This window comes from Pseudomonas sp. GW823-FHT06E10, assembly GCF_058794995.1.
In genome coordinates, this window is record NZ_JBXAHJ010000007.1 from 162947 (window position 1) to 188493 (window position 25547).

25 protein-coding genes are annotated in these 25547 nt (G+C 61.5%); 15 read left to right on the top strand and 10 right to left on the bottom strand.

Features of this window, described 5'->3' with window-relative positions:
- Nucleotides 1–379: 379 nt before the first annotated feature.
- From AC1Q6Y_RS13865 to AC1Q6Y_RS13875, 3 genes are read left to right on the top strand one after another with little or no spacing between them, the layout of a single operon-like run.
- Nucleotides 380–1366: an ABC transporter substrate-binding protein gene (locus AC1Q6Y_RS13865; protein WP_057713182.1), complete on the top strand. Its 987-nt coding sequence runs from the start codon at nt 380–382 to the stop codon at nt 1364–1366.
- An 8-nt stretch (nt 1367–1374) separates the two neighbouring features.
- Nucleotides 1375–2178 (top strand): ABC transporter permease, encoded by an 804-nt coding sequence (locus tag AC1Q6Y_RS13870; protein ID WP_007990681.1) that lies wholly within the window; start codon nt 1375–1377, stop codon nt 2176–2178.
- A complete protein-coding gene (locus tag AC1Q6Y_RS13875) occupies nt 2166–2999 on the top strand; it encodes an ABC transporter ATP-binding protein (RefSeq protein WP_090451570.1) in 834 nt (277 codons plus the stop codon). Before AC1Q6Y_RS13870 ends, AC1Q6Y_RS13875 begins: the two co-directional genes overlap by 13 nt.
- Before the next feature lie 144 nt (nt 3000–3143).
- Here AC1Q6Y_RS13875 and AC1Q6Y_RS13880 read toward each other — a convergent pair whose 3' ends face one another.
- Both AC1Q6Y_RS13880 and AC1Q6Y_RS13885 read right to left on the bottom strand, forming a co-directional pair.
- The gene (locus tag AC1Q6Y_RS13880; RefSeq protein ID WP_492624698.1) at nt 3144–4223 is read right to left on the bottom strand and encodes an endonuclease/exonuclease/phosphatase family protein; all 1080 of its coding nucleotides are present in this window, start codon (nt 4221–4223) and stop codon (nt 3144–3146) included.
- Between the two features lie 66 nt (nt 4224–4289).
- A complete protein-coding gene (locus tag AC1Q6Y_RS13885; RefSeq protein WP_492587865.1) occupies nt 4290–4964 on the bottom strand; it encodes a YciC family protein in 675 nt (224 codons plus the stop codon).
- 178 nt (nt 4965–5142) lie between these two features.
- Here AC1Q6Y_RS13885 and AC1Q6Y_RS13890 point away from each other — a divergent pair, with 178 nt between their 5' ends.
- From AC1Q6Y_RS13890 to AC1Q6Y_RS13900, 3 genes are all read left to right on the top strand, one after another.
- Nucleotides 5143–5919 (top strand): DUF2076 domain-containing protein, encoded by a 777-nt coding sequence (locus AC1Q6Y_RS13890; RefSeq protein WP_492624699.1) that lies wholly within the window; start codon nt 5143–5145, stop codon nt 5917–5919.
- 120 nt (nt 5920–6039) lie between these two features.
- A complete protein-coding gene (locus AC1Q6Y_RS13895; protein ID WP_007990686.1) occupies nt 6040–6519 on the top strand; it encodes a LabA-like NYN domain-containing protein in 480 nt (159 codons plus the stop codon).
- A 22-nt stretch (nt 6520–6541) separates the two neighbouring features.
- Nucleotides 6542–7147 (top strand): 3'-5' exonuclease, encoded by a 606-nt coding sequence (locus AC1Q6Y_RS13900; RefSeq protein ID WP_046041719.1) that lies wholly within the window; start codon nt 6542–6544, stop codon nt 7145–7147.
- A gap of 129 nt (nt 7148–7276) precedes the next feature.
- On the opposite strand, the gene AC1Q6Y_RS13905 is transcribed toward AC1Q6Y_RS13900, so the two are convergent.
- Nucleotides 7277–7729 (bottom strand): Lrp/AsnC family transcriptional regulator, encoded by a 453-nt coding sequence (locus AC1Q6Y_RS13905; protein ID WP_102670812.1) that lies wholly within the window; start codon nt 7727–7729, stop codon nt 7277–7279.
- A gap of 163 nt (nt 7730–7892) precedes the next feature.
- Here AC1Q6Y_RS13905 and yedA point away from each other — a divergent pair, with 163 nt between their 5' ends.
- Nucleotides 7893–8834: a drug/metabolite exporter YedA gene (gene yedA, locus AC1Q6Y_RS13910; protein ID WP_057713189.1), complete on the top strand. Its 942-nt coding sequence runs from the start codon at nt 7893–7895 to the stop codon at nt 8832–8834.
- A 65-nt stretch (nt 8835–8899) separates the two neighbouring features.
- Nucleotides 8900–10240, top strand: coding sequence for an RNA helicase RhlE1 (rhlE1, locus tag AC1Q6Y_RS13915; RefSeq protein ID WP_492624700.1), 1341 nt, complete (start codon nt 8900–8902; stop codon nt 10238–10240).
- Between the two features lie 117 nt (nt 10241–10357).
- On the opposite strand, the gene AC1Q6Y_RS13920 is transcribed toward rhlE1, so the two are convergent.
- On the bottom strand, nt 10358–11599 hold the full coding sequence (locus AC1Q6Y_RS13920; RefSeq protein ID WP_489339266.1) for a TIGR03862 family flavoprotein: 1242 nt from the start codon (nt 11597–11599) through the stop codon (nt 10358–10360).
- A 292-nt stretch (nt 11600–11891) separates the two neighbouring features.
- Complete coding sequence (locus AC1Q6Y_RS13925) at nt 11892–12812, bottom strand: histone deacetylase family protein (RefSeq protein WP_090451553.1); 921 nt, start codon at nt 12810–12812, stop codon at nt 11892–11894.
- 79 nt (nt 12813–12891) lie between these two features.
- Between AC1Q6Y_RS13925 and AC1Q6Y_RS13930 the strand changes: the two genes are divergently transcribed.
- The 3 genes from AC1Q6Y_RS13930 to AC1Q6Y_RS13940 all read left to right on the top strand — a co-directional run bounded on the left by AC1Q6Y_RS13930 (nt 12892) and on the right by AC1Q6Y_RS13940 (nt 15027).
- Nucleotides 12892–13461, top strand: a complete 570-nt coding sequence (locus AC1Q6Y_RS13930; RefSeq protein ID WP_150813523.1) for a GNAT family N-acetyltransferase — start codon at nt 12892–12894, stop codon at nt 13459–13461.
- Between the two features lie 106 nt (nt 13462–13567).
- Nucleotides 13568–14437, top strand: a complete 870-nt coding sequence (gene tesB / locus AC1Q6Y_RS13935) for an acyl-CoA thioesterase II (protein ID WP_090451550.1) — start codon at nt 13568–13570, stop codon at nt 14435–14437.
- Entirely contained in the window at nt 14434–15027 is a 594-nt protein-coding gene (locus AC1Q6Y_RS13940; RefSeq protein ID WP_095942027.1) for an HAD family hydrolase, read from the top strand. The genes tesB and AC1Q6Y_RS13940 overlap by 4 nt, the downstream gene beginning before the upstream one ends.
- Nucleotides 15028–15170: 143 nt before the next feature.
- Here the strand turns inward: AC1Q6Y_RS13940 and AC1Q6Y_RS13945 are convergent, their stop codons facing one another.
- The 4 genes from AC1Q6Y_RS13945 to AC1Q6Y_RS13960 form a co-directional block, all read right to left on the bottom strand.
- The gene (locus tag AC1Q6Y_RS13945; protein ID WP_492624701.1) at nt 15171–16130 is read right to left on the bottom strand and encodes an alpha/beta hydrolase; all 960 of its coding nucleotides are present in this window, start codon (nt 16128–16130) and stop codon (nt 15171–15173) included.
- On the bottom strand, nt 16131–17024 hold the full coding sequence (gene ypfJ, locus AC1Q6Y_RS13950; RefSeq protein ID WP_057713197.1) for a KPN_02809 family neutral zinc metallopeptidase: 894 nt from the start codon (nt 17022–17024) through the stop codon (nt 16131–16133).
- Between the two features lie 226 nt (nt 17025–17250).
- Entirely contained in the window at nt 17251–18084 is an 834-nt protein-coding gene (locus AC1Q6Y_RS13955; protein ID WP_492624702.1) for an aldo/keto reductase, read from the bottom strand.
- Nucleotides 18068–19816 (bottom strand): FAD-dependent oxidoreductase, encoded by a 1749-nt coding sequence (locus AC1Q6Y_RS13960; RefSeq protein WP_492624703.1) that lies wholly within the window; start codon nt 19814–19816, stop codon nt 18068–18070. Before AC1Q6Y_RS13960 ends, AC1Q6Y_RS13955 begins: the two co-directional genes overlap by 17 nt.
- A gap of 175 nt (nt 19817–19991) precedes the next feature.
- On the opposite strand from AC1Q6Y_RS13960, the gene AC1Q6Y_RS13965 reads away from it, so the two are divergent.
- The 4 genes from AC1Q6Y_RS13965 to AC1Q6Y_RS13980 all read left to right on the top strand — a co-directional run bounded on the left by AC1Q6Y_RS13965 (nt 19992) and on the right by AC1Q6Y_RS13980 (nt 23849).
- Nucleotides 19992–20768 carry an IclR family transcriptional regulator gene (locus tag AC1Q6Y_RS13965; protein WP_218497978.1) on the top strand — a complete coding sequence of 259 codons (777 nt, stop codon included), beginning with the start codon at nt 19992–19994 and terminating at the stop codon, nt 20766–20768.
- 179 nt (nt 20769–20947) lie between these two features.
- The gene (locus tag AC1Q6Y_RS13970; protein ID WP_154862145.1) at nt 20948–22003 is read left to right on the top strand and encodes a Gfo/Idh/MocA family protein; all 1056 of its coding nucleotides are present in this window, start codon (nt 20948–20950) and stop codon (nt 22001–22003) included.
- Nucleotides 22004–22005: 2 nt separating this feature from the next.
- Nucleotides 22006–22821 carry a sugar phosphate isomerase/epimerase family protein gene (locus AC1Q6Y_RS13975; protein WP_492624704.1) on the top strand — a complete coding sequence of 272 codons (816 nt, stop codon included), beginning with the start codon at nt 22006–22008 and terminating at the stop codon, nt 22819–22821.
- Nucleotides 22822–22970: 149 nt separating this feature from the next.
- Nucleotides 22971–23849 (top strand): DMT family transporter, encoded by an 879-nt coding sequence (locus AC1Q6Y_RS13980; protein WP_057713203.1) that lies wholly within the window; start codon nt 22971–22973, stop codon nt 23847–23849.
- A 127-nt stretch (nt 23850–23976) separates the two neighbouring features.
- Here AC1Q6Y_RS13980 and AC1Q6Y_RS13985 read toward each other — a convergent pair whose 3' ends face one another.
- On the bottom strand, nt 23977–25314 hold the full coding sequence (locus AC1Q6Y_RS13985; RefSeq protein ID WP_057713204.1) for an MFS transporter: 1338 nt from the start codon (nt 25312–25314) through the stop codon (nt 23977–23979).
- Between the last annotated feature and the right edge of the window lie 233 nt (nt 25315–25547).

Below are 25547 nucleotides of genomic sequence, written 5' to 3' on the forward strand. Positions count from 1 at the left end.
TTCTTGCGGGCCTCTTCGCGGGCAAGCCCGCTCCCACAGGTTATGTGTAATGCCCAAATATTGTGGCTGGCACAAACCCTGTGGGAGCGAGCTTGCTCGCGATAGCTATTGCTCAAACAACACATTTCCCAAGTCTTGCTCTCACCCTGTGCATCCCCGCCCACAGCGCCCTTTCGCGGTGCGCGCTAACGAGTTTTTTCATCGTTCGCATCCACATATTTCCTCATTTTCCTAATCCCGCCCTTGGGCCAACATCGATCTCGCCAGCCCACCGAATGCTGCCCGCCGAAGGGTCCCCGAGAGACCACAGGTTGCAGCCGATTCAGGGCTCGCCGTACTGCCCATGACAAAACTAAATCAACAGCTTTGGGAGTGCTCCATGATCAAGTCCTTGCTTACCCGCGTTGCCCATCCACTGGCGGTCACCGCCATCGCCGCGACGGTCGCCACCAGCGCCCAGGCCGGCACCCTGTCCATCGGTCATACCACCTGGGTCGGCTACGGCACCCTGTACCTGGCCAAGGACCTTGGCTACTTCAAGGAAAACGGTTTGACCGTCGAATTGCCGGTGGTCGAGGAAGCGGCGATGTACATGGCCGCACAAGCTTCCGGTGAGTTGTCCGGCTCGGCGTCGACCATCGACGAGGTGCTCAAGTACCGTCCGCAATTCTGCTTCAAGGCCGTGGCCGCGCTGGACGACAGCCATGGTGGCGACGGCGTGCTGGTGGGCAAGGACGTCAAGAGCCTGCAGGAACTCAAGGGCAAGGCCGTTGCGGTCAACGAAGGTTCGACCTCGCAGTTCTGGTTGTCCTATCTACTGAAAAAACACGGCATGAGCATGAGCGACATCACCGTGCAGAACATGACGGCTGACGACGCCGCCACCGCGTTCATCGCCGGTCGCGTACCGGCCGCCGTGACCTGGGAGCCGCACCTGTCGATGGTTCGCGACAAGAAGCAGGGCAAGGTGCTGATCGACAGCAGCAGCACACCGGGGGTGATCGTCGATGTGGTCGCACTGAACTGCAGCGTGATCGAAAAGCAGCCGGAAGACGTCAAGGCCCTGGTGGCCGGTTTGTACAAAGCTGTGCAGTACACCAAGGATCATCCACAGGAAGCCTACAAAATCATGGCCAAGGGTGTCGGCGGTTACCTGGCCGATCCGAAGGAAATGGAAGCGGCCGCACAGGGCGTGCGTTTCTACGATCAGGCCATGAGCGAAAAACTGCTGGGCTCGCCGGGTAAACCGGGTGACAGCGCACCGCTGATCAAGCTGGCCAACGAGACCGCCAGCGAGCTGCAAGGCAAGCCCTACAACGTCAGCAATGACGACCTGATCGACAACCGCTTCGTCACCCCGCTCTAGGAGGCTGCATGTTCAAGCGCAATTCATGGCTGAGCCGCTGCATCACGCCCAAGACCGGATTACCGGTCTCGGTGATCTGGAGCGCGAGCGGCCTGGCCTGGGTGCTGTTGGTCGGCCTGTGGGCCGGGTTGTCCTACGGCGGCGTGGTGCCGGGCATGTTCCTGCCGACGCCGGGCGCGGTGGTCGAGGCCGCCGTGCGGTTAGGCCGCGACGGCACCCTTGGCCAACATGTGTGGGCCAGTGTCGAAGTGGTGATGGTCGGTTTCATCGTGTCGTCCCTGGTGGCGGTGCCCCTGGGCTTGTTGATGGGCAGCTTTCGCATCGTCCAGGCCTTCCTTGAGCCGCTGGTGAATTTCATTCGCTACCTGCCGGTGACCTCGTTCGTACCGCTGTTCATCCTGTGGATCGGCATCGGTCTGGAGCAGCGGGTGTCGGTGATCATTTTCGGCGTGTTCTTCCAGCAACTGGTGATGATCGCGGACGTGTCCAAAGGCATCTCCAAGGACCTGATCAACGCCTCCTACACCCTTGGCTCGAACCGTCGTGACGCGGTGCTGCATGTGATTGCCCCGGCGTCCTTGCCGGGCGTGCTCGACACCCTGCGGGTGACCATGGGCTGGGCCTGGACTTACCTGGTGGTGGCTGAACTGGTGGCCGCATCCAGTGGCCTGGGTTACCTGAGCCTCAAGGCCATGCGTGGCTTCCAGGTGGATGTGATTTTCCTCGCCATCGCGATCATCGGCCTGCTGGGCCTGGTCACCGATCAACTGTTCCGTTTCCTTCGTCTGAGGATCACCGCATGGGCTCAGTAACCGCCGCCACTCATCGTTTTGTCGCCCCCCAGGCCGCCCCGGTGAACGCGCCACGGCTGAAGGTGGACAAGGTCAGCCTGAGTTACAAGAAACCCGATGGCGGTACCTTTACCGCGTTGGAGGAAGTGTCGTTCGAAGTGCCGGACCAGCAATTTGCCGTACTGGTGGGGCCTTCCGGTTGCGGCAAGTCGAGCCTGCTGTATCTCACCGCCGGCCTGGCCGAACCGACCTCGGGCGAGATTTACGTTGGCGGCCAGCAGGTCGAAGGCCCCGGCGCGGACCGCGGCATGGTGTTCCAGAGCTACACGCTGTTCCCGTGGCTGACAGTGCGCCAGAACGTCGAGTTCGGCCTCAAGCGGCGTGGCATGCCGGCGGCGCAACGCAAGGACATCGTCGATTACTACGTCAATGAAGTGGGCCTGAGCGGTTTTGCCGACAACTACGCCAAACAGTTGTCCGGGGGGATGATGCAACGTGTCGCCATTGCCCGCGCACTGGCCAATGACCCGCAGATCCTGCTGATGGACGAACCCTTCGGGGCTCTCGACAGCCAGACGCGCCTGCAAATGCAGCAGTTGTTGCTGCGGGTGTGGGGCAACAGCAAGAAGACTGTGTTGTTCGTGACCCACGACATCGACGAGGCGATTCTGCTGGGCGACCGGGTGTATGTGATGGGTGCCAGGCCGGGGCGGATCAAGCAGATTCTGGATGTGCCGATCGAGCGTCCACGCAACCTGGACATGGTCATGGAGCGCTCGTTCATCGAGATGAAGCGCGAGATCTTCGGGCTGCTGCATGATGATCTGGAAGAGGTGCATTAAACCCGATTCCAGCCCGTGCACCATCCCTGTGGGAGCGAGCTTGCTCGCGATTGCGATTTGTCATTCAGCATTGATGTCGACTGACACGACGCCATCGCGAGCAAGCTCGCTCCCACAGGTTTTGTGTCTGGCTGGGGTGAGGTGTCAGGGCGCAACCGGCAGCAGAAACCGCGCAATCACCGGCAGGTGATCGGAGATGCGCAATGTATCGTCCTGCCGCACCATCGCCTCCACCCGTTTGATCCGCGGACTGTAGAACAGGTAGTCGACGGTCCGGTCCGGGCCGTTCAGTCCGGGGTCGTTCGGGTAGTGGGTCAGCCAGCGCTCGCGGTCGATACCACTGGCTTCGTTGTTGGTCGGGATCATCGGGTACTTGTCCCACAGCAGGTGTAACAGGCTGTCGGCGGAGTAGGGCGCGCGTTGTGCATCGGGCAGGCGCTGATACTGGCCCAGCGGCAGCAGGTTGAAATCCCCACCGATCAACCACGGCGTGCCACGGCTTTCGAGTTTATCGAGGGCCCTGGCCACGGCGTTCACCTGGTTTTTCAAGGTGTTGTCGGCTCGATTGGCGCGCTCCAGATGGGTATTGAGCACCGCTATTTGCCCGCCATCACTCAATGGCAAGTAGCTCACCAGCAAGGCGTTTCTGGGTTTGAATTGGCGGCTGACCGGATTGCCCGAGGCAACTGGCAGTTGCAGCCGTTCGGCATGTTCGATCCGATAACGGCTCAGGGTTGCCAGTTGCCGGCCGACACTGCCGAAGATGTGCGGATTCGGCACGAAGTCGGCCTTCCAGTCGAACGCGCTGGTGCCACACGGATACAAGTCGGCGAGCCGCTCCTGCAGCAGCTTGAACTGGTGCTGGTAATCGCTGGCCTTGGCGCCGTGGTCCAGTTCCTGCAGCAGCACGATGTCCGGTTGTTCGTCACGAATCACCCGCGCCACTTCGTCAAGGCTGAAAGCCATGTCTTCCGCTGTGGGACGTTCGTCGGTGCCCGCGGCCAGGTCATTCCAGAATACGTAGCGCTTGCCGGCCAGGTACTGGACGTTCCAGGTCATCACCTTCAATGCCTGCCCGGGGACCAGGGAGGGGGCCTGGGCACTGCAACTGACGGTCAACACTTCTTTGGCATCGGGGCGCCAGGTCAGGCTGTAGATCATCGCGGCGATCAGGCCGATCACGATCAGCAGGCCCGGCAGGATGTAGCGCAGTAGACGGGTCATGGCTCGGCTTATTAGCGTTACAGGATTGTTCCCGAGCATACCCGAGAGCGAAGGTCGCGCCCAAGGTCAGAGCGAGCTGTCATTTCTTTCAGGCAACGGGTTGATCAGCATGAACAGTCGGAACAGCACCACGCTGGTAAACAGCTGCAGGAAACTGTGTGCGCTGTCGATCAGCATGGATACCACCGGGTTCTGAGGTTCGGGGTACGCTGCCAGCGTCACGCCTTTGAGCAGCCACAACGGCCCCATCACACACAGAATGCACAGCAGGATGCGCAAGAAATGCCCTTGGGTCATGCGCAGGCTTTCCTTCATGGCTGCCAGTGGCGCCAGGCCGCGCAACACCAGCAGGTATTCGCCAAACGCCAGGGTCACCATCAGGTAGATACCCGGCAGGAAATACAGCGACAGGCCCAGCAGAATCAGCACGGTATTGAGCGCCGTGAGCAGGGCGAAGCGTGGCCACAGGCTCGCCGCCATCGCCAGCAGGTCGCGGTTGCGCGGCGACTCGCCGCGGCTGCGGGCGTCGAGAAACAGAATCAGCGCAGCGGTGTACAGCGGGTACACCAGCAAGCCGACTATCACGCTGATGCCGGGGAAACTGTCCGGCTCGGTGGAGTGGTCGACCACTTGTTGCAGCAGCGCCTCAAGCATCACCAGCGGCAGGCACAGCTGCACGATCTGGCCCAGATTGCGCTTGAAGAAATACAGCGAGTCACGCAGGACATCTAACGGATTCATCAGTGGGTATCGCAGGTTGGAAGCAGTGGCTCACTTTAACCGATCAAGCGCTCGTAGACGCAAACGTAAACGTTCGGTAAATGTCATTGAAACATCTTGTTTCAGCCTCCATTAAGGTCAGGCACCTTATCCTCATTGGATAAAGGCAACGATTTTCCCGGCAATCTACGAGGTCGCCATGAACAGCGAAGAACAAACCCTGATCGATGGACTGTTTTCCCGGCTGCAGCAGGCCGAAACGGACTCAGCCCCGCGCGACGCCCAAGCCGAGGCGCGGATCAAGGAACACCTGACGCGCCAGCCCGCGGCAGGTTATTTCATGACCCAGGCGATTCTGGTGCAAGAGGCGGCGATCAAGAGCCTCGATGAACAGAACAGGCAACTGACCCAGCAAGTCCAGCAGTTGCAGGCCGAACTGCAACAGGCCAAGGCCCAGGCGACCCCGGCCCCAGCGCCGAGCAGCGGTGGCTTTTTGTCGAGCATCTTTGGCGGCAACTCTCGTGAGCCACAGCCTGCACCCACCCAGAGCTCACTACCCTCGAGCGGTGGCTGGCGCGAGCCGGGACGCTCGTCGTTCGGTTCGCAACCGCCACAGCAGAACTTCGGCGCGCCGCCGCAGAACTTTCCCCAGCAGGGCTATGCACCACAGCAACAGGCTCCGGCAGCGGCCGGCAGCAGTTTCCTCGGTGGTGCGCTGAAAACCGCCGCAGGCGTGGCGGGTGGCGTGATGCTGGCACAAGGCATCAGCAGCCTGTTCCATCACAATCAACAACCGGAAGTCGTCGAAGTCATCAAGGAAGAGCCGGCCCAGGTCAACGACCAGGGCAACAATGGCTGGGGCGATGACCAGCGCATGGCCGGTAACGACTCCTACAGCAACGATCAGGGCGGGTTCAGCGACGCTGACTACAGCGATGACTCGTTATTCGGCGGCGACGACGATTCCTTCGTCTGATACGCCATTCGTCCGGAGCGCAACCGCGCTCCGGGCCGATTATTCGCGGAACAATCCTCAGGGCTGGCATACTGGGCGACTTTTCGGGCCTGGTGCCTGATTCAGCCCTGAGGAAAGCCGGTGAAAAAAATCGCAGTGTTCGCCGATGTCCAGAACCTCTACTACACCGTGCGTCAGGCTTATGGTTGCCACTTCAACTACGCCGCACTGTGGGCTGACATCAGCAAGCAGGGCGAGATCGTCGAAGCCTACGCCTATGCCATCGACCGTGGTGACAGCAAGCAGCAGCAGTTCCAGCAGATCCTGCGCAACCTCGGTTTCACCGTGAAGCTCAAACCCTATATCCAGCGCAGCGATGGCTCAGCCAAGGGCGATTGGGACGTGGGCATCACCCTCGATATCATGGATGCCGCCGACCATGTCGATGAAATCGTCCTGGCCTCCGGCGACGGTGATTTCGACATGCTGCTCGAACGCATTATCAGCAAACACGGCGTACAAGCAGTGGCTTACGGCGTGCCGGGCCTGACCGCCAACTCGCTGATACGCGCCGCCAGCCGCTACGTGCCGATCGAAGGCGCGTTGCTGCTCAAGAATTGATTTTTACGGAGTAGAACCAGGTTTGGAACGCATCGCAGTCATCGACTTTGAAACCACCGGGATCTCACCGAGCAGCAGTTGCCGGGCCACGGAAATCGCCGTGGTGATCCTTGAGCAGGGGCGCATCGTCGAGCGTTACCAAAGCCTGATGAATGCCGGCGTGCGCGTCCCGGCCTTCATCGAACAACTCACCGGCATCAGCAACGCCATGCTGCGCACTGCGCCGTCGGCCGAGCAGGTGATGAACGAAGTGAATGAATTCGTCGGCTGCACGCCGTTGCTCGCGCACAACGCCGCGTTCGACCAGAAGTTCTGGGACTTCGAACTGGGGCGAATCAAACGCACCCGCCTGCAGAACTTTGCCTGCTCGCTGCTGCTGGCTCGCCGCCTGATGCCCGCTGCGCCGAACCACAAACTCGGCACCCTCACCACGTTCGCCAACCTGCCCCACACCGGCAAGGCCCACCGGGCCATGGCCGACGCCGAGATGGCGGCCAACCTGACCGCGCACCTGGCCGAAGAGTTGCGCCAGAAACACGGCTTGCGCGAGCTGTCCCATGACTTGCTGTGCAAGTTGCAGAAAGTGCCGGCGGCGAAAGTGGGCGAACACCTCAAGCGTTATCGCTGATCCCGAAAACACCGCAAATCCCCTGTAGGAGCGAGCCTGCTCGCGATGAACCCGAGAACAACACGGGGTGTCAGGTTCCCCGCGTTATCGTTGGCGACCATCGCGAGCAAGCTCGCTCCTACAGAAAAGTTATTTGCCGTTCGCCTCCAACTGCCCCAGCGGCACCCGCTTCTCTATCGCACTCGACAACACAATCGACGTCTTGCTGAACCCGAACGTGGCGATCCGGTTGATCAGCTCTTCCAGCTCCGGCATCGAGCCCACCGCCGCTTGCATGATCACGCAGGGATCGCCGGTCACCCGATGGCATTCGGTCAATTGCGGGATTTTGATCAGGTCGTCGTAGGCTTTCTGGTTGCCGTGCTGGTTCAGGCGCAGTTCGATCACGCACTGGATCGGCAGGCCGAGCTTGGCCATGTCGACTTTTGCCTGATAGCCGGTGATCACGCCGCTGGCTTCGAGCTTGGCCACGCGCTCGGCCACGGCCGGGGCGGACAGGTTGACCTTGCGCGCCAGGTCCGCGTAGGACGCGCGACCATTTTCCAGCAGGGCGCTGAGCAGCATGCGGTCGTACTTATCCATCGTGGCACTCCTGAAAAATGACGGACTTTCGAAAACACGGTTTATTGCCATGAACACCGTGTTTTGAAAAGTGTACTGGCGGTTTAAAAAGGTTTTGTAACTTATTTTCCGGCTCCAGCCTTTCTAGAATAGCCGTTCACCTGTTCTGCCTGTGAGTTGCCCCATGTCCGGCCTACGTCGCTTTCCCTTACCGTTGATCGCAGCCTTTTTCGCCTTGTACGTGATTTGGGGCTCGACCTACCTGGTGATCCGCATCGGCGTGGAGTATTGGCCGCCGCTGCTACTCGCCGGCATCCGCTTCGTCATTGCCGGGACCTTGATGTACGCCTTCCTGCGTTGGCGCGGGGCGCCGGCGCCGACCTGGGCGCAGTGGAAAGCCGCCGGGATCATTGGCGTATTGCTGCTGGCGTGCGGTAACGGAGCGGTCAGCGTGGCCGAACACACCGGCGTGGCTTCTGGAGTGGCCGCTTTGGCGGTGGCAACGGTGCCGCTGTTTACCTTGCTCTGTGGCTATTTCTGGGGCGCGCGTAATACCCGTCTCGAATGGGCTGGCGTTGCGCTCGGAATGATCGGCATCGTCATGCTCAACCTCGGCTCCAACCTGCAATCGAGCCCGTTGGGTGCAGCCCTGCTGATTTTTGCGGCGGCCACCTGGGCCTTCGGCTCGGTGTGGAGCAAGCATTTACCGTTGCCTCAAGGGGCGATGGCCAGTGCCGTGGAAATGCTGGTGGGTGGCGTGGTGTTGCTGATCGGCAGTGCGGTCAGCGGTGAGCATCTGGACAAGGTTCCGCCGATTGAAGGCTGGGCTGCGCTGGCGTACCTGACTGTGTTCGGTTCGATCATCGCCTTCAACGCCTACATGTACCTGTTGAAGCACGTGCGTCCGGCCGCTGCCACCAGTTATGCCTACGTCAACCCGGCGGTGGCGGTGTTGCTGGGGATCGTGTTTGTCGGTGAGACCATTGGAGTCGAGGAAGCACTGGCCATGCTGGTGATTATCAGTGCCGTGGTGCTGATTGGCTTGCCGCAGTGGCGTCGTAAGCCGCAGCAGCCGGTGGAGAAGGTCGTGCCGACGGTAGTGCCGACAGAATCCCGTGTGAATTAGGGTAAACTGCGCGCCATTGCACTCTTGTTTCGCACAACCGCGCTGAATTTTCCTACGGTATTCCCATGACTTTCGCCACCCTTGGCCTGATCGAACCCTTGCTGCGCTCCCTCGAGACGCTCGGCTACCAGACTCCGACGCCGGTTCAGGCGCAAGCCATTCCGGCGGTGCTGGCCGGTCGCGACCTGATGGCCGCCGCCCAGACTGGCACCGGCAAGACCGCCGGTTTCGCCCTGCCGCTGTTGCAACTGCTGGCCATGGAAGGGCCGAAAGTCACCGCCAACTCGGTCCGCGCGCTGATCCTGGTACCGACCCGCGAACTGGCCGAGCAGGTTCACGAAGCCGTGCGCCAGTACGCCGAAAACCTGCCATTGCGCACTTACGCGGTGTACGGCGGCGTCAGCATCAACCCGCAAATGATGAAGCTGCGCAGTGGCGTCGACTTGCTGGTAGCGACTCCGGGCCGCTTGCTCGACCTGTTCCGCCAGAACGCGCTGAAGTTCAACCAGCTGCAAACCCTGGTGCTGGACGAAGCCGACCGCATGCTCGACCTGGGCTTTTCCGAGGAGCTGGCGAACATTTACCGTGCGCTGCCGAAGAGACGTCAGACGTTGCTGTTCTCCGCAACCTTCTCCGATGACATCCGCCTGCTGGCCGGGCAGATGCTCAATGACCCGCTGAGCATCGAAGTCAGCCCGCGCAACGTCGCAGCCAATACGGTCAAGCAATGGATCGTGACGGTGGACAAGAAGCGCAAGCCGGAACTGTTCGTGCACCTGATGCGCAAGGGCAAGTGGAAGCAGGTGCTGGTGTTCGCCAAGACCCGCAACGGCGTGGACGCGCTGGTGGAGAAACTTCAGGGCCTGGGCATCAACGCCGACGGCATCCACGGCGACAAACCCCAGGCGACCCGCCAGCGTGCGCTCGACCGCTTCAAGGCGAGTGAAGTGCAGATCCTGGTCGCTACCGACGTGGCAGCCCGTGGCCTGGACATCGAAGACCTGCCGTTGGTGGTCAACTTCGACTTGCCGATCGTCGCTGAGGATTACATCCACCGCATCGGTCGTACCGGTCGCGCGGGTTCGACCGGCGAGGCGATTTCCCTGGTCTGCGCCGATGAAGTGAATCTGCTGTCGGCCATCGAGATGCTGACCCGCCAGACTTTGAAGCGGCAGAACGAACCGGACTTCGAACCCGAGCACCGCGTGCCGGACACCGATGCCACTGGCCAGGTCGTCAAAAAGCCGAAAAAACCGAAGAAGCCCAAGGCTTCCGGTGGTGGCGGTGGTAAACGCAATCTGGGTCGGTGGGTTGATAGCGGTGAGGTTGCGCCGGCGGAGCCTTCGATCAAGCCTGTGCGCAAGGTGCCGGTGTTCAATACCGGGCCGCGTAAGCGTAAGCCTTGATTAACTTCGGCGTCTGTTAAGCCGCCATCGCGAGCAAGCTCGCTCCCACAGGGGATTTGTGATCGACACAATTCCAATGTGGGAGCGAGCTTGCTCGCGATGGGCGCGCTGCGGCCTTCAATCTTTGCGCTGTAACCATTCAACCATCCCCAACCCCGCCGCTCGCCCACTGGCGAAACACGCGGTCAGCAGATAGCCGCCGGTCGGCGCCTCCCAATCGAGCATTTCCCCGGCGCAGAACACGCCAGGCAGTTGCTTGAGCATCAAACGCTCATCCATCGCCTCGAACAACACCCCGCCAGCGCTGCTGATGGCCTCGTCCAGTGGTCGGGTTTTCACCAGTGTCAGTGGCAAAGCCTTGATCGCGTTGGCCAGCAAGGCCATGTCGGCAAAGCAGTCGGCGCTGGTCAGTTCACGCAATAGCGCCGCTTTGACCCCATCGATGCCCAACTGACTGTGCAGGTGCTTGGCCATGGAGCGCGATCCCCGGGGTTTGCCCAACGCCGCTGCAACTTTATCCACAGGCCGGCCCGGCAACAGGTCCAGATGAATGGTTGCCGAACCGTGCCGGTTGATTGCCTCGCGGATGGGGGCCGACAGGGCGTAGATCAGACTGCCTTCAATTCCGGTGGCGGTAATCACGCATTCGCCGAGTCGCGGCACGTCATCGTTAAGGCCGATGGCGATGTTTTTCAGCGGCGCGCCGGCGAATTTGCTGACCATCAATTCGCTCCAGGCTTGCACCTCGAAGCCGCAATTACTGGGTTGCAACGGCGCCAGTCCTACACCGCGTTGCTCCAGTGGCAGCATCCACGCGCCGTCCGAACCCAGGCGCGACCAACTGCCGCCACCGAGGGCGAGCAGGGTGGCATCGGCTTGCACGGTTGTTTCGCCTTCCGGGCTGTCGATACGCAATCCGCCACGCTCGTCCCAGCCGAGCCAGCGGTGGCGGGTGTGGATAACTACGCCACTGTCGCGCAGGCGTTTGAGCCAGGCGCGCAGCAGCGGCGCGGCCTTCATGTCGGTGGGGAATACCCGGCCGGAGCTGCCGACGAAGGTTTCGATGCCCAGTTCATGAATCCACTGACACAACGCTTCGGCGCCGAAGCCGCGCAGCAGCGGGGCGATCTGCGGGGCGCGTTCGGCGTAGCGTGAGAGAAATGCCGGGTAGGCTTCGGAGTGCGTGATGTTCATGCCGCCGACGCCGGCCAGGAGGAACTTTCGCCCCACTGAAGGCATACCGTCGTACAGGTCGACCTTGATCCCGGCCTGGCTCAACACTTCGGCCGCCATCAGACCGGCGGGGCCGCCACCGATGATGGCGACGCGGGAAGGGGAGGAGGTCGAAGATCGGGTCATGGAGTGCGCTGCGGTTTTGGCGAATGAAGCCGGGCATTCTACCAGCCCAGACCTCCGTAGGAGCGAGCCTGCTCGCGATGGTCTTGAACGATTACGCGGGAAACCGGATGCCCGGCGGCGACGTTGCGTTTTTCGCGAGCAGGCTCGCTCCTACAGGGATCTTTGGTGAATTCGAGGGTTGGTTAAAAAACAACCAGCGCTCTGTAGCTCAAGCTCCGCATGGGCTGCAGGCCCTTTCACTCAGGTTATCCACAGGCAGCTCCACAGGCATTGTGGGTAAAGCATCCACAGCTCAGTGACAACCTGATGACTGCCATACGCGCTGCGCGCTGTGATGGAGGATGCCGTGACGGCGTGCCAGGGCCTGGCGGTCCTTGCTGTAGCCGCCGCCGATTACCCCGACCACCGGAATGTCACGGCCCAGGCAATGGCGCATCACGCTTTCATCGCGGGCGGCGACGCCTTCGTCTGTCAGCTTCAGATAACCCAAGGCGTCGTCCTTATGCACATCGACCCCGGCGTCATACAGCACCAGATCCGGTTGGTAGAGCGGCAGCAAGTAGTTGAGTGCATCGTCCACCACCTTCAGGTAGTCGGCATCGCCCATGCCTTTGGGCAGTGGAATGTCCCAATCACTTTCGGCCTTGCGTGCGGGAAAGTTCTTTTCGCAGTGCAGGGAAACGGTCACCGCTTCCGGGGTGTTATGAAGTATTCGTGCAGTCCCGTCGCCCTGATGCACGTCGCAATCGAAGATCAGCACGCGGTTCACCCGACCACTTTCCAGCAGGTAATGGCTGATCACCGCCAGGTCATTGAAGATGCAGAACCCGGCCGGGTAATCGTAGTGCGCATGGTGGGTGCCGCCCGCGAGGTGGCAGGCCAGACCATGCTCCAGCGCCTGCTCGGCCGCCAGCAACGAGCCGCCCACCGCCCGTACCGTGCGTCGGGCCAGGGCTTCGTTCCAGGGCAGGCCGAGGCGGCGCTGGTCTTCGCGGGATAATTCGCCACTCATGTAACGCTCGATATACGAAGGGTCATGGGCGAGGGCGAGAATCTCTGCGGGACACAGGTCCGGGCGCAGCAGATCGGCGTCGCGGGTCAGGCCGCTGCCCACCAGGTGATCGCGCAACAGGCGGAACTTGTCCATGGGGAAGCGGTGATCCGCCGGAAACTCTGGACTGTAGTCTTCGTGATAAATCAGCGGCAGTGGCATGGTCATTTCATGTAGGAATGAGAGACGGATCCTACCAGCGTTGTAGACTGGCGACATTGAAATGGAGGGGCGGGGCACGATGGAGCCAATACTGGAGCTTGAAAGCGCTCGGCTGCTGTTGCGCCAGTGGCGCGATGAAGATTTACCTGACTTTGCGGCGATGTGTGCCGATCCGCAGGTGATGCGCTATTTCCCGGCAGCCTTGAGTCGGCTGGAGAGCGCCTCATTGATCGGGCGAATCCGTGGTCATTTCGCCGAGCATGGTTTCGGCCTATGGGCTCTGGAACGCAAGGACACCGGCCAATTCATCGGTTTTACCGGGCTCGGTGTGGTCGGTTTCGACGCGCCTTTCACCCCGGCCACGGAAATCGGCTGGCGCCTGGCCCGCGAGCACTGGGGGTTGGGTTACGCCAGTGAAGCGGCGTGGACCGCTCTGCGCTGCGGGTTTGACCGCTTGCTGCTGAGCGAAGTCGTGTCCTTTACCGCTGACAGTAATCTGCCGTCGCAGAAAGTCATGCAGGCGATTGGCATGCATCACGATCCGGCCGATGACTTCGATCATCCCAAGCTCTCCGTCGATCATCCCCTGCATCACCACGTGTTGTACCGCATCAGCCGTGAACAATGGCTGCAAACCTTGCATGGATAACCTGACACGGACGTTTACAATGGACCACATGTTGGCCCGGGCCAGAAACTGAATCGACCGCCGCAGCCAAGACTGCGCGGTATTGCGTTGTGTGAGGAGAGTCTGAATGAGCCAAGTGTTGGAAGATCTGGTCGACCTGCTGACGCTGGAACCGATCGAAGAAAACCTGTTCCGTGGCCGTAGCCAGGACCTGGGTTTTCGTCAGCTGTTCGGTGGTCAGGTGCTCGGTCAGTCGCTGTCGGCGGCCAGTCAGACGGTTGAAGAGGCGCGCCATGTGCATTCGATGCACGGCTATTTCCTGCGCCCAGGCGATGCCGGGTTGCCGGTGGTGTATCAGGTTGACCGGGTGCGTGACGGTGGCAGCTTCAGCACGCGTCGGGTGACGGCGATCCAGAAGGGCCACCCGATATTCACGTGCAGTGCGTCGTTCCAGTACGACGAAGAAGGCTTTCAGCACCAGACCGAAATGCCGCAAGTGGTCGGTCCGGAAAACCTGCCATCGGAGCTGGAAATCACCCAGCAGCGCGCGCACCTGATCCCCGAGAAAATGCGCGAAAAACTGCTGTGCCCGAAGCCGATCGAATTTCGCCCGGTCACCGAGAAAGATCCCTACAACCCGCTGCCCTCCGATCCGGTCAAGTACGTCTGGTTCCGCGCCGACGGGGCGCTGGCCGATTCGCCGGCGCTGCATAAATATCTGCTGGCCTATGCATCGGACTTCGGTCTGCTGGTTACCTCGATGCAGCCCCACGGCAAGTCGGTGTGGCACAAGGACATGCAGGTCGCCAGCCTCGATCACGCGCTGTGGTTCCACCAGGATCTGCGTGCCGATGACTGGTTGCTCTATGCGATGGACAGTCCGTGGGCGGGCAATTCCCGTGGCTTCTCCCGTGGCAGCGTGTTCAACCGCGCCGGGCAACTGGTGGCCTCGGTCACCCAGGAAGGCTTGATCCGTCACCGCAAGGATTGGGCATGAGCCTGGCCGACGTGCGTCACTGGGTGTTCGACATGGACGGCACCCTGACGGTGGCCGTGCACGACTTCGCGGCGATTCGCGTGGCGTTGGCGATTCCTGCCGAACACGACATCCTGACCCACCTCGCCGCACTGCCGGCCGATGAAGCCGCAGCCAAACATGCGTGGCTGCTGGAGCACGAGCGGGACCTGGCCCTTGGTTCGCAACCGGCGCCGGGCGCGGTGGAACTGGTGCGCGAACTGGCCGGGCGTGGTTATCGCCTGGGCATTCTCACGCGCAACGCCCGGGAGCTGGCGCATGTCACGCTGGAGGCCATTGGCCTGGCCGACTGCTTTGCGCTGGAGGATGTGTTGGGCCGCGATGATGCTCCGCCCAAGCCGCATCCGGGCGGGTTGCTGAAACTGGCCGAAGCATGGAAGGTGCCGGCGAGCGAGATGGTGATGGTCGGTGATTACCGCTTCGATCTCGATTGTGGGCGGGCGGCGGGAGCGCGGACTGTGTTGGTGAATCTGCCGGATAATCCATGGCCGGAATTGACCGATTGGCATGCGGCGGATTGTGTTGAGTTGCGGCAGATGCTTTTGGCTTGAGGGCGTTGTTGTCGGGTGAACCGCTTTCGCGAGCAAGCCCGCTCCCACATTTGATCTCTGGTGCTCACAAATGATGTGTACACCGCAGGTCCAATGTGGGAGCGGGCTTGCTCGCGAAGAGGCCCTTCCAGACACCACAAATACTACTGCCCGAACAACGCCTTCTGCCCCTCTGGCGAGGTAAACATTCCATCCCCGTTATGCCCGACCCCGGGCACTTCGATCAGTTGCTGGTTCAACCCCTTGGGTGCCAGCCGCTTCAGGTAGTCAAAGTAAAAACGCCCGCGGGCCAACCGAGACGGCCCTTGCGCCCTGGCTTCACAGCTTTTATCCAGCGCCGGATGATTCGGGTCGGTGTCCTGCTGCCCCAGCAGATAAACGACCTCACGCTTGAGGTAACTTTCCTGCAACTGTGCTGCGGTTTGTCCTTCGGCGTAAGCCGGTAAATCCGCCAGCCCGTACTTCCAGCGATGGAAATTCGGGCAGCCGGCGTGGCTGAACGCCACGGGCCTGCGCTCATCGAAATAAGCGTAGGAGGACGGATTGGCGATCACGTAGCGCACCTGCACGCCGGCTGCATCGAGGTCGGATTGCGCGTGGCCGAGCAACGCATAGCGCTGAACCACCTGCGCGCCGCCGGAGTGCCCGGCGATGACGATTTGCTTCACATCCGGAAACTGCTGACGGTCACCCAAGCGGGCGATGATTTCGTCGAGCGCCGCGTAGGAACTCAGCCGAAAGGGTGCCGTGGATTCGCCGCCAGCCATCCATTCATTGCCTTGCCAGCGCAAAACGGTGTCGGCCACCGGATGGACCGCAACGTCGGTTTCATTGAGGAATTGCGGGGCGATCACCAGGGTCGTTGCGCTTTGCCCCGCCAGTTCGGCCGCGTGCTCACCACTCTGCAGATAGGTTTGCGCATTGCGCAAGCGACCGTGGAGGATGATCAGCACCCGTTCGATTTTTGCCGGGGCGGGGCTGATGCCCACCGCGATTTCACCTGACTTCAACAGCAGGCGCCCTGAGCTGAGTTCCTTGACCCCATGCTCGGCGGCTTGGGACGTTGCGCAAGTAAACAGAACAACCAACAACCACTTCTTCATTTACAGATTTTTCGCCGCAAAGGTATCGCACTGGCCAACCTGGCCTTGGGCGAAACCGGTTTTGAACCAGCGCACCCGTTGCGCCGACGTACCATGGGTGAAGGAGTCCGGGACTACACGGCCCTGACCCTGTTGCTGCAAACGATCGTCGCCGATGGCGTTCGCGGCGTTCAGTGCTTCTTCGATGTCGCCCGGTTCCAGCCAGTTCAGGCGCTTCTGCGCATTGTTGGCCCAGACGCCGGCCAGGCAATCGGCCTGAAGTTCCTGGCGAACCAGCAAACCACCGTCGCCTTCCATCTGCCGGCCTTGTTGGCGCGCTGCCTGAATTTTCGTGGACACCCCAAGCAGGGTCTGCACGTGGTGTCCGACTTCGTGAGCGATCACGTAGGCCTGGGCGAAGTCTCCCGCGGCGGAAAAGCGTTGGGACATCTCCTGGAAGAATGCCATGTCCAGGTAGACCTTCTGGTCGCCCGGGCAATAGAAGGGGCCGGTCGCCGAGGTGGCCAGACCGCAGGCCGAATTCACGCGGTTGCTGAACAACACCAGGGTCGGGTCCTTATATTGGCGGCCGGCCTGCTGGAATATCGCGCCCCAGGTGTCTTCGGTATCGCCGAGGATCGAGCGCACGAATTCCGCGCTCTCATCATTGGCCGGCGGTGCCTGGCGACTCTGGTTGGTGGCGGGCGCCGATTGCTGCTCCATTTGCCCGGTCAGTTGTCCGAGGATCTGCAGTGGATCCTGGCCGGTGATCCAGCCGATGCCGACAATCAGGAGGATCGCCGTCAGGCTCAAACCCTTGCCACCGCCAAAACGCATGCCGCCGCCACCACCGCCGACATCATCGCCACGGGCGTCGACCACGTTGTCGCTGCGTCGGCCTTTTTTCCATAGCATGTGGGAATCCTCTTCTGTTCCGGGGAAAGCGTCGTCCGATGAGTGTTGCTGCCAAGTGGGAGCGGCGCCAGTCCGGCCGTCCGTCTTTTTTCCGCGCACAGGTTGATTCCCGGCTACCCGTGAAGGGTTGCCGAGAAGGTCTCAGGCTTGTATTGAACACGGATAACCCATCGAATTCCCTCGGGCGATGGGTTTTTATCGTGAGAGCGATCGCCGGTCCTGCGGATTATTCGTCGAATGCATCCCACACCGGCGCAAAGTCAGGGCTGACCTGGCGCTCGCGTTTGGACAGGCTGGCGATCAAGGCACGGTCTTCATCATCCAGTCGCACATCCAGCGCCGCGAGATTGGCCAGTTGATTGGGCTCGCTGCTGGCCTTGGGGATCGCGGCCACGTTGGGTTGATCAAGCAGCCATTTGAGCGCGACCTGCGTCGGCAGTACGCCGTGTTTCGCGGCGATCAGCCGGATGGCCGGAATGTCGGATACCTTGTTGCGCGCCAGTGGCGTGTAGGCTGTCAGCGCAAGATCCTGTTGACGGGCGTAGTCGAGCAGGGCGTTTTGTCCGAGCAGCACGTGGTACTCGACCTGGATCGCCGACAGCGGCGCCCCCAGTTCTTCGACGACTTTGCGTAGCAGGTGCAGTGGAAAATTCGCCACGCCAATGTTGCGCGCCAGGCCTTGCTCCCTGAACGACACCAGGGTTTCTATGGTGCGCGGCAAATCCCAATCGGTGGTTGGCCAATGGAGCATGAACAGGTCGACGTATTCGCTGCGCAGGGCTTTGAGGCTACGGTCCATGGAGTGACGCATGGCGTCGGGTTGCAGTTGGTCCCACCAGACTTTGGTCGTGACGTGGATCTGCTCGCGGGGTGTCGGACTGTTCGCCAGCGCCTGACCGACCGCGTCTTCGTTGTTGTAGGCCGCTGCCGTGTCGATGTGCCGGTAACCCAGGGCCAGAGCCTGCTCCACTGCTCGGGTGCATTCCTCGCCGAGCATTGGCCAGGTGCCGAGGCCGAGTTTCGGCATGTTCAAACCCTGAGCGTTAATGATGTGCTGCATGGTCGATCTCCTTTTCATAAGCAGTGACACCTGCGATATGGCGCGCGGCGATGTAGCCGAAGGTCAGCGCCGGGCCGAGATTGATGCCGCCAGCGGGGTAGTGACCGCCCATGATGCTGGCCATGTCGCCGCCCGCCGCGTACAGCCCGGCGATGGGTTGCGCCGCGCCATCCAGGACTTGGGCATGTTGGTTGACCTTGAGCCCGGCGAAGGTACCGAAGCAGCCCGGCTGGACTTTCACGGCATAGAAGGGGCCTTGTTCGATCGGTGCGACGCATGGGTTGGGCTGTTGCAGTGCGTCACCCTGCTTGCGGTTGTAGGGTGTGGAACCACGGCCGAATTGCGGGTCCTCGCCGTTGCGCGCGTGGCGGTTGTAGTCCGACACGGTGGTGCGCAAGCCAACCGGGTCGATGCCGCAGGCTGCAGCCAATTCCTCAAGGGTGTTGCCGGTTTTCAGATAGCCGCTGCGGATGAAGGATGACAGCGGCACCGGAAATGGCCGAGAGATGCCCAGGCCATATCGACGCTGAAAACCATGGGTGCAGATCAACCACGACGCCACTTCCTCACCCGGCGGGGCGGCGGCGACCATGGCCGTGACGTAGTCGTAGTAGCCGTTGGCTTCATTGACGAAGCGCTGGCCGTTGCTCAGCACCCCGATGATGCCCGGCTTGCCGCGCTCGATGATGTGCGGGAAGTGTCCCGTGCTGCCGTCGCTGTGCGGCACCTGCGAAACCGGTGCCCAGGCGACGGCGGATGCCATGTCGGTATTCACCCGGGCACCGGCACTTTCGCCCAGGCGCAGGCCATCGCCGCAAACGCCGAGGGGTGGCAAGGCCAGATGCTCATGCCCGGTCGGTGTGCGGGGGAACAGTGCCTTGCGGCGGTCGATGTCATTGGCGAAACCACCCGCAGCGAGCACCACGGCCTTGCGTGCATGGATGCGCACCGAGCCTTTGCCGGTGTTGACCGCCGCACCTCGTACCTGGTCATTCTCGCGCAGCAATCGACTCACGGGCGCTGATTCCCAGAGCAACACACCGAGGTCATCGGCGGATTTCGCCAGGCGCGCCACCAAGGCCACGCCGTTGACCAGTTGCATCGCCCGGCCATGTACGACGAGATCGAACAGGTGACGACTGAAACGCCGCGTAACGTGCCAGGCCGCCGACAGTGAACGGGTCAGGTTGAGGAATGCCGTGAGGTCCGCCCCCGCCATGATCGGCATGCCCATGAACGAAGTTTCCCGCATGGTTTTGCGCAGACGCTTGAGCAGTGTGCCGACTTTTCGTGCGTCGTACGGGGCGGCGATCACCGAGCGTCCACCGGTGCCTGCCCCCGGCGTGTCGCCATGAATGTCGGCAATGGCGTTGCCGTCGGCGAATTGCAGCGAGGTGTACTGCTCGAAGAACGACACCATCCGCGGGCCGGCTTCCAGGAAAGCGTCGATAATTGCCGGATCAAAGCGCTCGCCCAGTTCGTGTTTCAGGTAAGTGCGCGGCAGTTCAACGTCTTCGACGATGCCTGCGCGCCGGGCCAGCGGGTTGCAAGGCACCCAGGCCCAGCCACCGGACCAGGCCGTGGCACCGCCGAACACAGGGTCCTTTTCTACCACTATGACTTTCAGTCCATGCCACGCGGCGGTCACGGCCGCCGACAGTCCCGCCGCACCGGAACCAACGATCAGCACATCGCAGTCGATGTCGGGAAGAAAGTGCGCTTGGGCAGGCATTGTTTGAACTCCGGCGTTTTATTGTTTTGGAATCTTGTTCCAGAAAATATAAGAATCAGGTGAGGCCGAACAAGTCTTGATGGTGTAAAACGGGCGGTTATCGAACGTTCAGTTCCAGATTTCGCATTCGTTCAGATGTCTTCTAGAATCGAGCAAATTTTGCGTGGAGGCGACCATGGCCGGCAGTCAGATCGAACGTGTTTTCAGTGTGCTCGAAAGCCTCACCAGCGATCCCCGTGGCCTGCCGATGCAGACCCTGGCAGAGCAACTGGATATCCCCAAGAGCGCGACCCATCGCCTGCTGGCCGAGCTGATCCGCCTCGGTTACGTGCGGCAGAATCCGGATAATCTGCGTTATCACCTCTCGACCAAACTGGTGGCGATGGGCTTCCGTTACCTGTCGAGCAGCGGTGCCGACATCGTGCAGCCAGTGCTTGACCGCTTGGCGCAGGAAACCGGCGAACTGGTGCGTCTCGGGGTGATCGACGGTGAGCGTCAGACCTGGATCGCCAAGTCCCAGGGCGCGCGCTCCGGTCTGCGTTACGACCCGGACATGGGCCGCGATGCGCCGTTGTTTTACACAGCCTCTGGGCATGCGTGGCTGGCCTGCATGAGCGATGCCGAAGCCTTGTCGCTGGTGGAGCGGCAGGGCGCACAAGTGCCGGAACATGTGGGGCCGAACGCGCCGCGCTCGAACATCGAATTGCTCGAACGCCTGCGTCTGGCGCGGGACCAGGGCTACGCCTGGGTCGAGGAGAGCTCGGCGGTCGGCACTTCGGCGATTGCGGCAGTGGTGCGCCATCCCGCCGATGGGCGGGTGATCGGCGTGCTCAGCGTCGCCGGGCCGAGTGCACGGATGCCGGGGGCGCGGTTGCATGAGCTGGCGCCGTTGTTGCTGGCGTACACCGAGGAGTTGAGTGCAGCGAGCCTGGCGTCGGAGTTGTTCAACTAAGGCCTGTGCAAATCGACTGTGGGAGCGAGCAAGCCCGCTCCCACATTTTGAACAGTGTTCAGCTTGAGAAGCTGTGCGCTGTTCGAACACTTTCAGGATAGGTCTGTGTAAGAATCTGGAACCAGGTTCTAAATTATTGGAGTTCATCGCTCCAATAACACTCACAAGAGGACCGTATCTTGAATTCGCCACTTCGCATCGCCCTGATCGGTGCTGGCAACATGGGCCAGCAGCACTACCAGCATCTGCAATCCCTGACTGAAGCGACGTTGTGCGCCGTGGCCGATCCGGGACCGCAGGCGGCCAGTCTTGCGGCGCAATGGGGCGTAGCCTGTTTCGCCGATCATCGTCAGATGCTGGAGCAGGCGAAACCGGACGCCGTGATAGTCGCCAACCCGAACACGCTGCACGTCAGCACGGCCCTCGATTGCCTCGCGGCCGGCGTGCCGGTATTGCTGGAAAAACCGGTGGGCGTGCACCTGGATGAAGCCAGGGAGCTGGTGACTGCCTCGAAGGCGAGTGGCGTTCCGGTACTGGTCGGACATCATCGTCGCCACAATCCGCTGATCGTCCGCGCCCACGAGCTTGTCCACAGCGGCGCATTGGGTCGGTTGACCACGGTTACGGCACTCTGGCAGTTGCGCAAGCCCGACAGCTATTTTGAAACACCCTGGCGGCGCGAGGCCGGCGCGGGGATGCTGTTGACCAACCTGATCCACGACCTCGATCTGCTGCGGCATTTGTGCGGTGAAGTGCGCCAGGTTCAGGCCATCACCAGCAACGCCATTCGCGGGTTTGCCAACGAAGATTGCGCGGCAATACTGCTGCAATTCGACAACGGTGCACTGGGCAGCCTGACCGGCTCCGATGCGGTGGCTGCACCCTGGAGCTGGGAGCTGGATTCGGGGGAGAACCCGGTGTATCCGCGTCATCCTGATCAACCGTGCTACTTGCTGGCCGGGACAGGTGGGGCGCTGAGTATTCCGCAGCTTAAACGCTGGCACTACAACGAAGTCGATGGCGGCTGGCATCAACCGTTGCTGGCAACCCAGGAAAGCTTCAGTGCCGATGAAGCCCTGCGCTTGCAGTTGCAGCACTTCGTGCGAGTTGCGCGCCGGGAGGTCGAGCCGCTGGTGAGTGCCGCCGATGCCGCGCGTACGTTGGCGCTGATCGAAGCCATCCGCGAAGCCGCCGAAACCGGGCGTGCCTGCGCGCCATCCTTGATCGAGGGGTGAGCATGAGCGAGCGTATCTTCTCCCTGGCCAGCCTGACCGTGCTGGAGTTGTCACCGCCCGATATGGTCGAGGTCGCCGCGCGGGCCGGTTACAGCCATGTCGGCTTGCGTCTGGTACCGGCAACCCCGGAGGAGCACCATTTTGCCCTGGTGGCCGACCACGAACTGCGGCGCCAGACCTTGGCGCGTCTGCGCGATACCGGTATTCGGGTGCTGGACGTCGAAATCCTGCGGCTCAAACCGGAAACCGTCGTCGCCGATTTCGAAAGAATCCTCGCTGTGGGTGCCGAGTTCGGCGCCAGTGAGTTGCTGGTGGCCGGTAACGATCCTGACGAACAGCGGCTGACGCAGCATTTTGCCGAGCTCTGTGATCTGGCGGCAGCCTATGGGCTGCACCCGCATCTGGAGTTCATGCCCTGGACCGATGCGCGCAATCTTCAACAAGCCGCGCGAATCGTGGAAAACGCCGGGCGTGAAAACGGCGGCGTATTGGTGGACGCCTTTCACTTCGACCGCTCTGGATCGCTGTTGGAAGAACTGGTCAAAGTTGCCCCCTCACGGTTACGGTATGCACAGTTGTGTGACGTCGCAGGACCACGGCCGGCGGATATGGCGGAGATCTTGCGTCAGGCGCGTAACGAACGGCGTTTTCCCGGCGATGGCGATTGTGATCTGCAGGGGTTGTTGCGCGGTTTGCCGGCTGACATTCCATTGAGCCTGGAGATTCCCACCGTGCAGTTGCTGGAGCAGGGCGTGAGTGGGTTGGAGCGGGCGCAGATGGCGCTGGATAAAACCCGGGAATTGTTGGCGCGGCTCTAATCGGTGCTGCGCACCTTTCGCTGGTAGGAGCGAGCTTGCTCGCGATGGTCGTCAACGATAATGAAGGCTGCCTGGAAAAACATGGCGCCCTCAGGTTCATCGCGAGCAAGCTCGCTCCTACAAAATAAGGATGTAATAAAGGAAACCCAATGACCGTCAGCACCCCGCTTTCCGGCGTCAATCAGCCCTTCAAAGGGATCCTGCTGATCATTGTCGCGACCTTCCTGTTTTCCACCCACGACGCCTTTTCCAAATACCTCTCCGGTTTCTATCCCATTGTCATGGTGGTCTGGGCGCGCTACGTGGTTCACACCTTGTTGATGGCCGGGATTTTCCTGCCGCAGTCCGGGCTGCGGGTGCTGCGTACCAAACGGCCATTGCTGCAGGTGATCCGGGCACTGTGCCTGCTGGGCACCAGTCTGTTTTTCACCACGGGGCTGATGTACATCCCGCTGGCCGAGGCCACGTCGGTCAACTTCCTCGCTCCGGTACTGGTCACCGCGCTGTCGGTACCGCTGCTTGGCGAACGTGTGACCCGGGGGCAATGGCTGGCAGTGATTTTCGGTTTTAGCGGAGTGCTGATCATCGTTCACCCCGGGGGCGATCTGTTTACCCCGGCGGTGTTGCTGCCGTTCTGCTCGGCGCTGTTTTTCTGCTTCTACCAACTGCTGACCCGCAAGCTCAGCGAGATCGACAGCCCGACCACCAGTAACTTCTTCGCAGGCTTGTGCAACACGCTGGTGATGAGTGCGCTGGTGCCGTTCTTCTGGCAGACGCCGAACCTGGTGCATGGCGCGATGATGCTGGCGCTGGGGGCCTGCGGGATGACGGCTCACCTGTTCCTGACCCAGGCTTTCCGCCTCGCGGCACCGGCACTGCTGGCACCGTTCAGCTATTGCCAGATCATCTTCGCCGGCCTGCTGGGCTGGCTGCTGTTTTCCCATACGCCGACACTGACCACCGTGCTCGGCATTGCCGTGATCTGCTGCAGCGGGTTGGCGGCGGCCTGGCAGCAAAGCCGCAAGTAGAAAGTTCCCGGAAACCAACTGTAGGAGCGAGCCTGCTCGCGATGACGGTGGGTCAGTCAGCATAGATGTCACTGACCCATCGCATCGCGAGCAGGGCTCGCTCCTACAGGGGGGATTGCGCTGAACGTTATTCGGTGACGGTCGGAATCTTGCGCGGTGCCATGAAGTACATCCAGATCAGCGCGATGAAGTACATCGCCGGAATCATGGTGAACAGCACGGTGTAGTTGTTGTTGGTGATGGTCAGGATGTGGCCGACCAGTTGGGTCATGAACATCCCGCCAATCGCCGCACACATGCCACCGAAGCCGAACACCGTACTCATCATGTGCTTGGGCGTGTAGTCCATCACCAGGCTCCAGATGTTCGCGGTCCAGGCCTGGTGCGCGCCGATGGCCAGGGAGATGGCGGCCACCGCGACCCACAGGTTGCTGGAACCGGCCGCCATGATCACGCCGATGATGCAGCAGGCGAACAGGAACATGGACATCAGTCGCGCCTTGATCGGGTTGACGCCGCGACCGATCAGGAACGAGGAGAGGATGCCGCCGCCAACGCTACCGAAGTCGGCAGTGAGGTAGATGATGATCAGCGGGATACCCATCTGGGTGACGTTGATGCCCAGGTTGTATTGCTGGTTGAGGAACGGCGGCAGCCAGTACAGGTAGAACCAGAACACCGGTGCGGTGATCGAGTAGGCGAGGGCGAAGGCCCAGGTGCCGCGCATGCGCAGGATTTTCGAGAACGGTACGCGGGTTTGTTCCGGCTCGACTTCTTTCTGGATGTAGTCCAGCTCCGACTGTTTCACGCTCGGGTGGTCTTCCGGGTTGAAGTACTTCAAACCCCAGAACAACAGCCAGATCCCGCCCAGTGATGCCATGCACAGGAACGCGGCTTGCCAGCCCCAGACGTGCAGGATCAGTGGCAGCAGCATCGGCGTGAACATCGCGCCGACGTTGGTCCCGGCATTGAAAATACCGGTGGCTACCGCACGTTCACCGGCCGGGAACCACAGGCGCGTGGTTTTCACGCAGGCCGGGTAGTTGGCCGCTTCGGTCAGGCCGAGGATGAAGCGGCAGACCATGAAGCCGACCGCCGAAGTGGCCAGGCCGTGGGCACCGGTCGCCAGGCTCCAGAGCAGCACGGCGCAGAAGAACACGCGCTTGACGCCGACCCGGTCGATCAAACGGCCTTGCAGCACGAAACCGATGGCGTAACCGACCTGGAACCAGAAGTTGATGTTGGCGTAGTCCATCGCCGTCCAGCTCATTTCCTTGGCCAGGATAGGCTGCATCACGCCCAGGGCGGCGCGGTCGATGTAGTTCAGGGTGGTGGCGAAAAACACCAGTGCCAGCATGCCCCAACGGGTTTTGCCGACTGCCATGGCGCCGCGAATCTTGTCGCCGATGCCACCTGTGGCGGTGCTCATGGCAGGTGCCATGCGAGAACTTTGAGAAGGAATCATGTGTGCCATCCGTTCAATGACTGACAAGCGAGGCTCGTCGTGACTTCAAGGGCGCGTGATCAATCGGTCTGTCGCGGCGTGCGCGAAAGGGCTGATCGGCTGTGTTCGTCGGCTGACGGGTTATTCAGCGAGCGGCACGGTTGTGCCGGCGGAGCGCGGGGTTCGGATGGACGCCAGGCAAGGCGTAATGACGGTAGAGCGAGTGAGCAAGGCGTTGAATGAGCGCATGAGCG

Bases quoted from the DNA above. Each gene is read 5' to 3' on its own strand.
- AC1Q6Y_RS13880 (WP_492624698.1), bottom strand. From the start codon at position 4,223: ATGACCCGTCTACTGCGCTACATCCTGCCGGGCCTGCTGATCGTGATC.
- rhlE1 (WP_492624700.1), top strand. From the start codon at position 8,900: ATGACTTTCGCCACCCTTGGCCTGATCGAACCCTTGCTGCGCTCCCTC.
- tesB (WP_090451550.1), top strand. From the start codon at position 13,568: ATGAGCCAAGTGTTGGAAGATCTGGTCGACCTGCTGACGCTGGAACCG.
- AC1Q6Y_RS13940 (WP_095942027.1), top strand. From the start codon at position 14,434: ATGAGCCTGGCCGACGTGCGTCACTGGGTGTTCGACATGGACGGCACC.
- AC1Q6Y_RS13920 (WP_489339266.1), bottom strand. From the start codon at position 11,599: ATGACCCGATCTTCGACCTCCTCCCCTTCCCGCGTCGCCATCATCGGT.
- AC1Q6Y_RS13930 (WP_150813523.1), top strand. From the start codon at position 12,892: ATGGAGCCAATACTGGAGCTTGAAAGCGCTCGGCTGCTGTTGCGCCAG.
- AC1Q6Y_RS13975 (WP_492624704.1), top strand. From the start codon at position 22,006: ATGAGCGAGCGTATCTTCTCCCTGGCCAGCCTGACCGTGCTGGAGTTG.
- AC1Q6Y_RS13960 (WP_492624703.1), bottom strand. From the start codon at position 19,816: ATGCCTGCCCAAGCGCACTTTCTTCCCGACATCGACTGCGATGTGCTG.
- AC1Q6Y_RS13965 (WP_218497978.1), top strand. From the start codon at position 19,992: ATGGCCGGCAGTCAGATCGAACGTGTTTTCAGTGTGCTCGAAAGCCTC.
- AC1Q6Y_RS13980 (WP_057713203.1), top strand. From the start codon at position 22,971: ATGACCGTCAGCACCCCGCTTTCCGGCGTCAATCAGCCCTTCAAAGGG.
- AC1Q6Y_RS13885 (WP_492587865.1), bottom strand. From the start codon at position 4,964: ATGAATCCGTTAGATGTCCTGCGTGACTCGCTGTATTTCTTCAAGCGC.
- AC1Q6Y_RS13925 (WP_090451553.1), bottom strand. From the start codon at position 12,812: ATGCCACTGCCGCTGATTTATCACGAAGACTACAGTCCAGAGTTTCCG.
- AC1Q6Y_RS13875 (WP_090451570.1), top strand. From the start codon at position 2,166: ATGGGCTCAGTAACCGCCGCCACTCATCGTTTTGTCGCCCCCCAGGCC.
- AC1Q6Y_RS13870 (WP_007990681.1), top strand. From the start codon at position 1,375: ATGTTCAAGCGCAATTCATGGCTGAGCCGCTGCATCACGCCCAAGACC.
- AC1Q6Y_RS13865 (WP_057713182.1), top strand. From the start codon at position 380: ATGATCAAGTCCTTGCTTACCCGCGTTGCCCATCCACTGGCGGTCACC.
- yedA (WP_057713189.1), top strand. From the start codon at position 7,893: ATGTCCGGCCTACGTCGCTTTCCCTTACCGTTGATCGCAGCCTTTTTC.
- AC1Q6Y_RS13945 (WP_492624701.1), bottom strand. From the start codon at position 16,130: ATGAAGAAGTGGTTGTTGGTTGTTCTGTTTACTTGCGCAACGTCCCAA.
- AC1Q6Y_RS13905 (WP_102670812.1), bottom strand. From the start codon at position 7,729: ATGGATAAGTACGACCGCATGCTGCTCAGCGCCCTGCTGGAAAATGGT.
- ypfJ (WP_057713197.1), bottom strand. From the start codon at position 17,024: ATGCTATGGAAAAAAGGCCGACGCAGCGACAACGTGGTCGACGCCCGT.
- AC1Q6Y_RS13955 (WP_492624702.1), bottom strand. From the start codon at position 18,084: ATGCAGCACATCATTAACGCTCAGGGTTTGAACATGCCGAAACTCGGC.
- AC1Q6Y_RS13985 (WP_057713204.1), bottom strand. From the start codon at position 25,314: ATGATTCCTTCTCAAAGTTCTCGCATGGCACCTGCCATGAGCACCGCC.
- AC1Q6Y_RS13890 (WP_492624699.1), top strand. From the start codon at position 5,143: ATGAACAGCGAAGAACAAACCCTGATCGATGGACTGTTTTCCCGGCTG.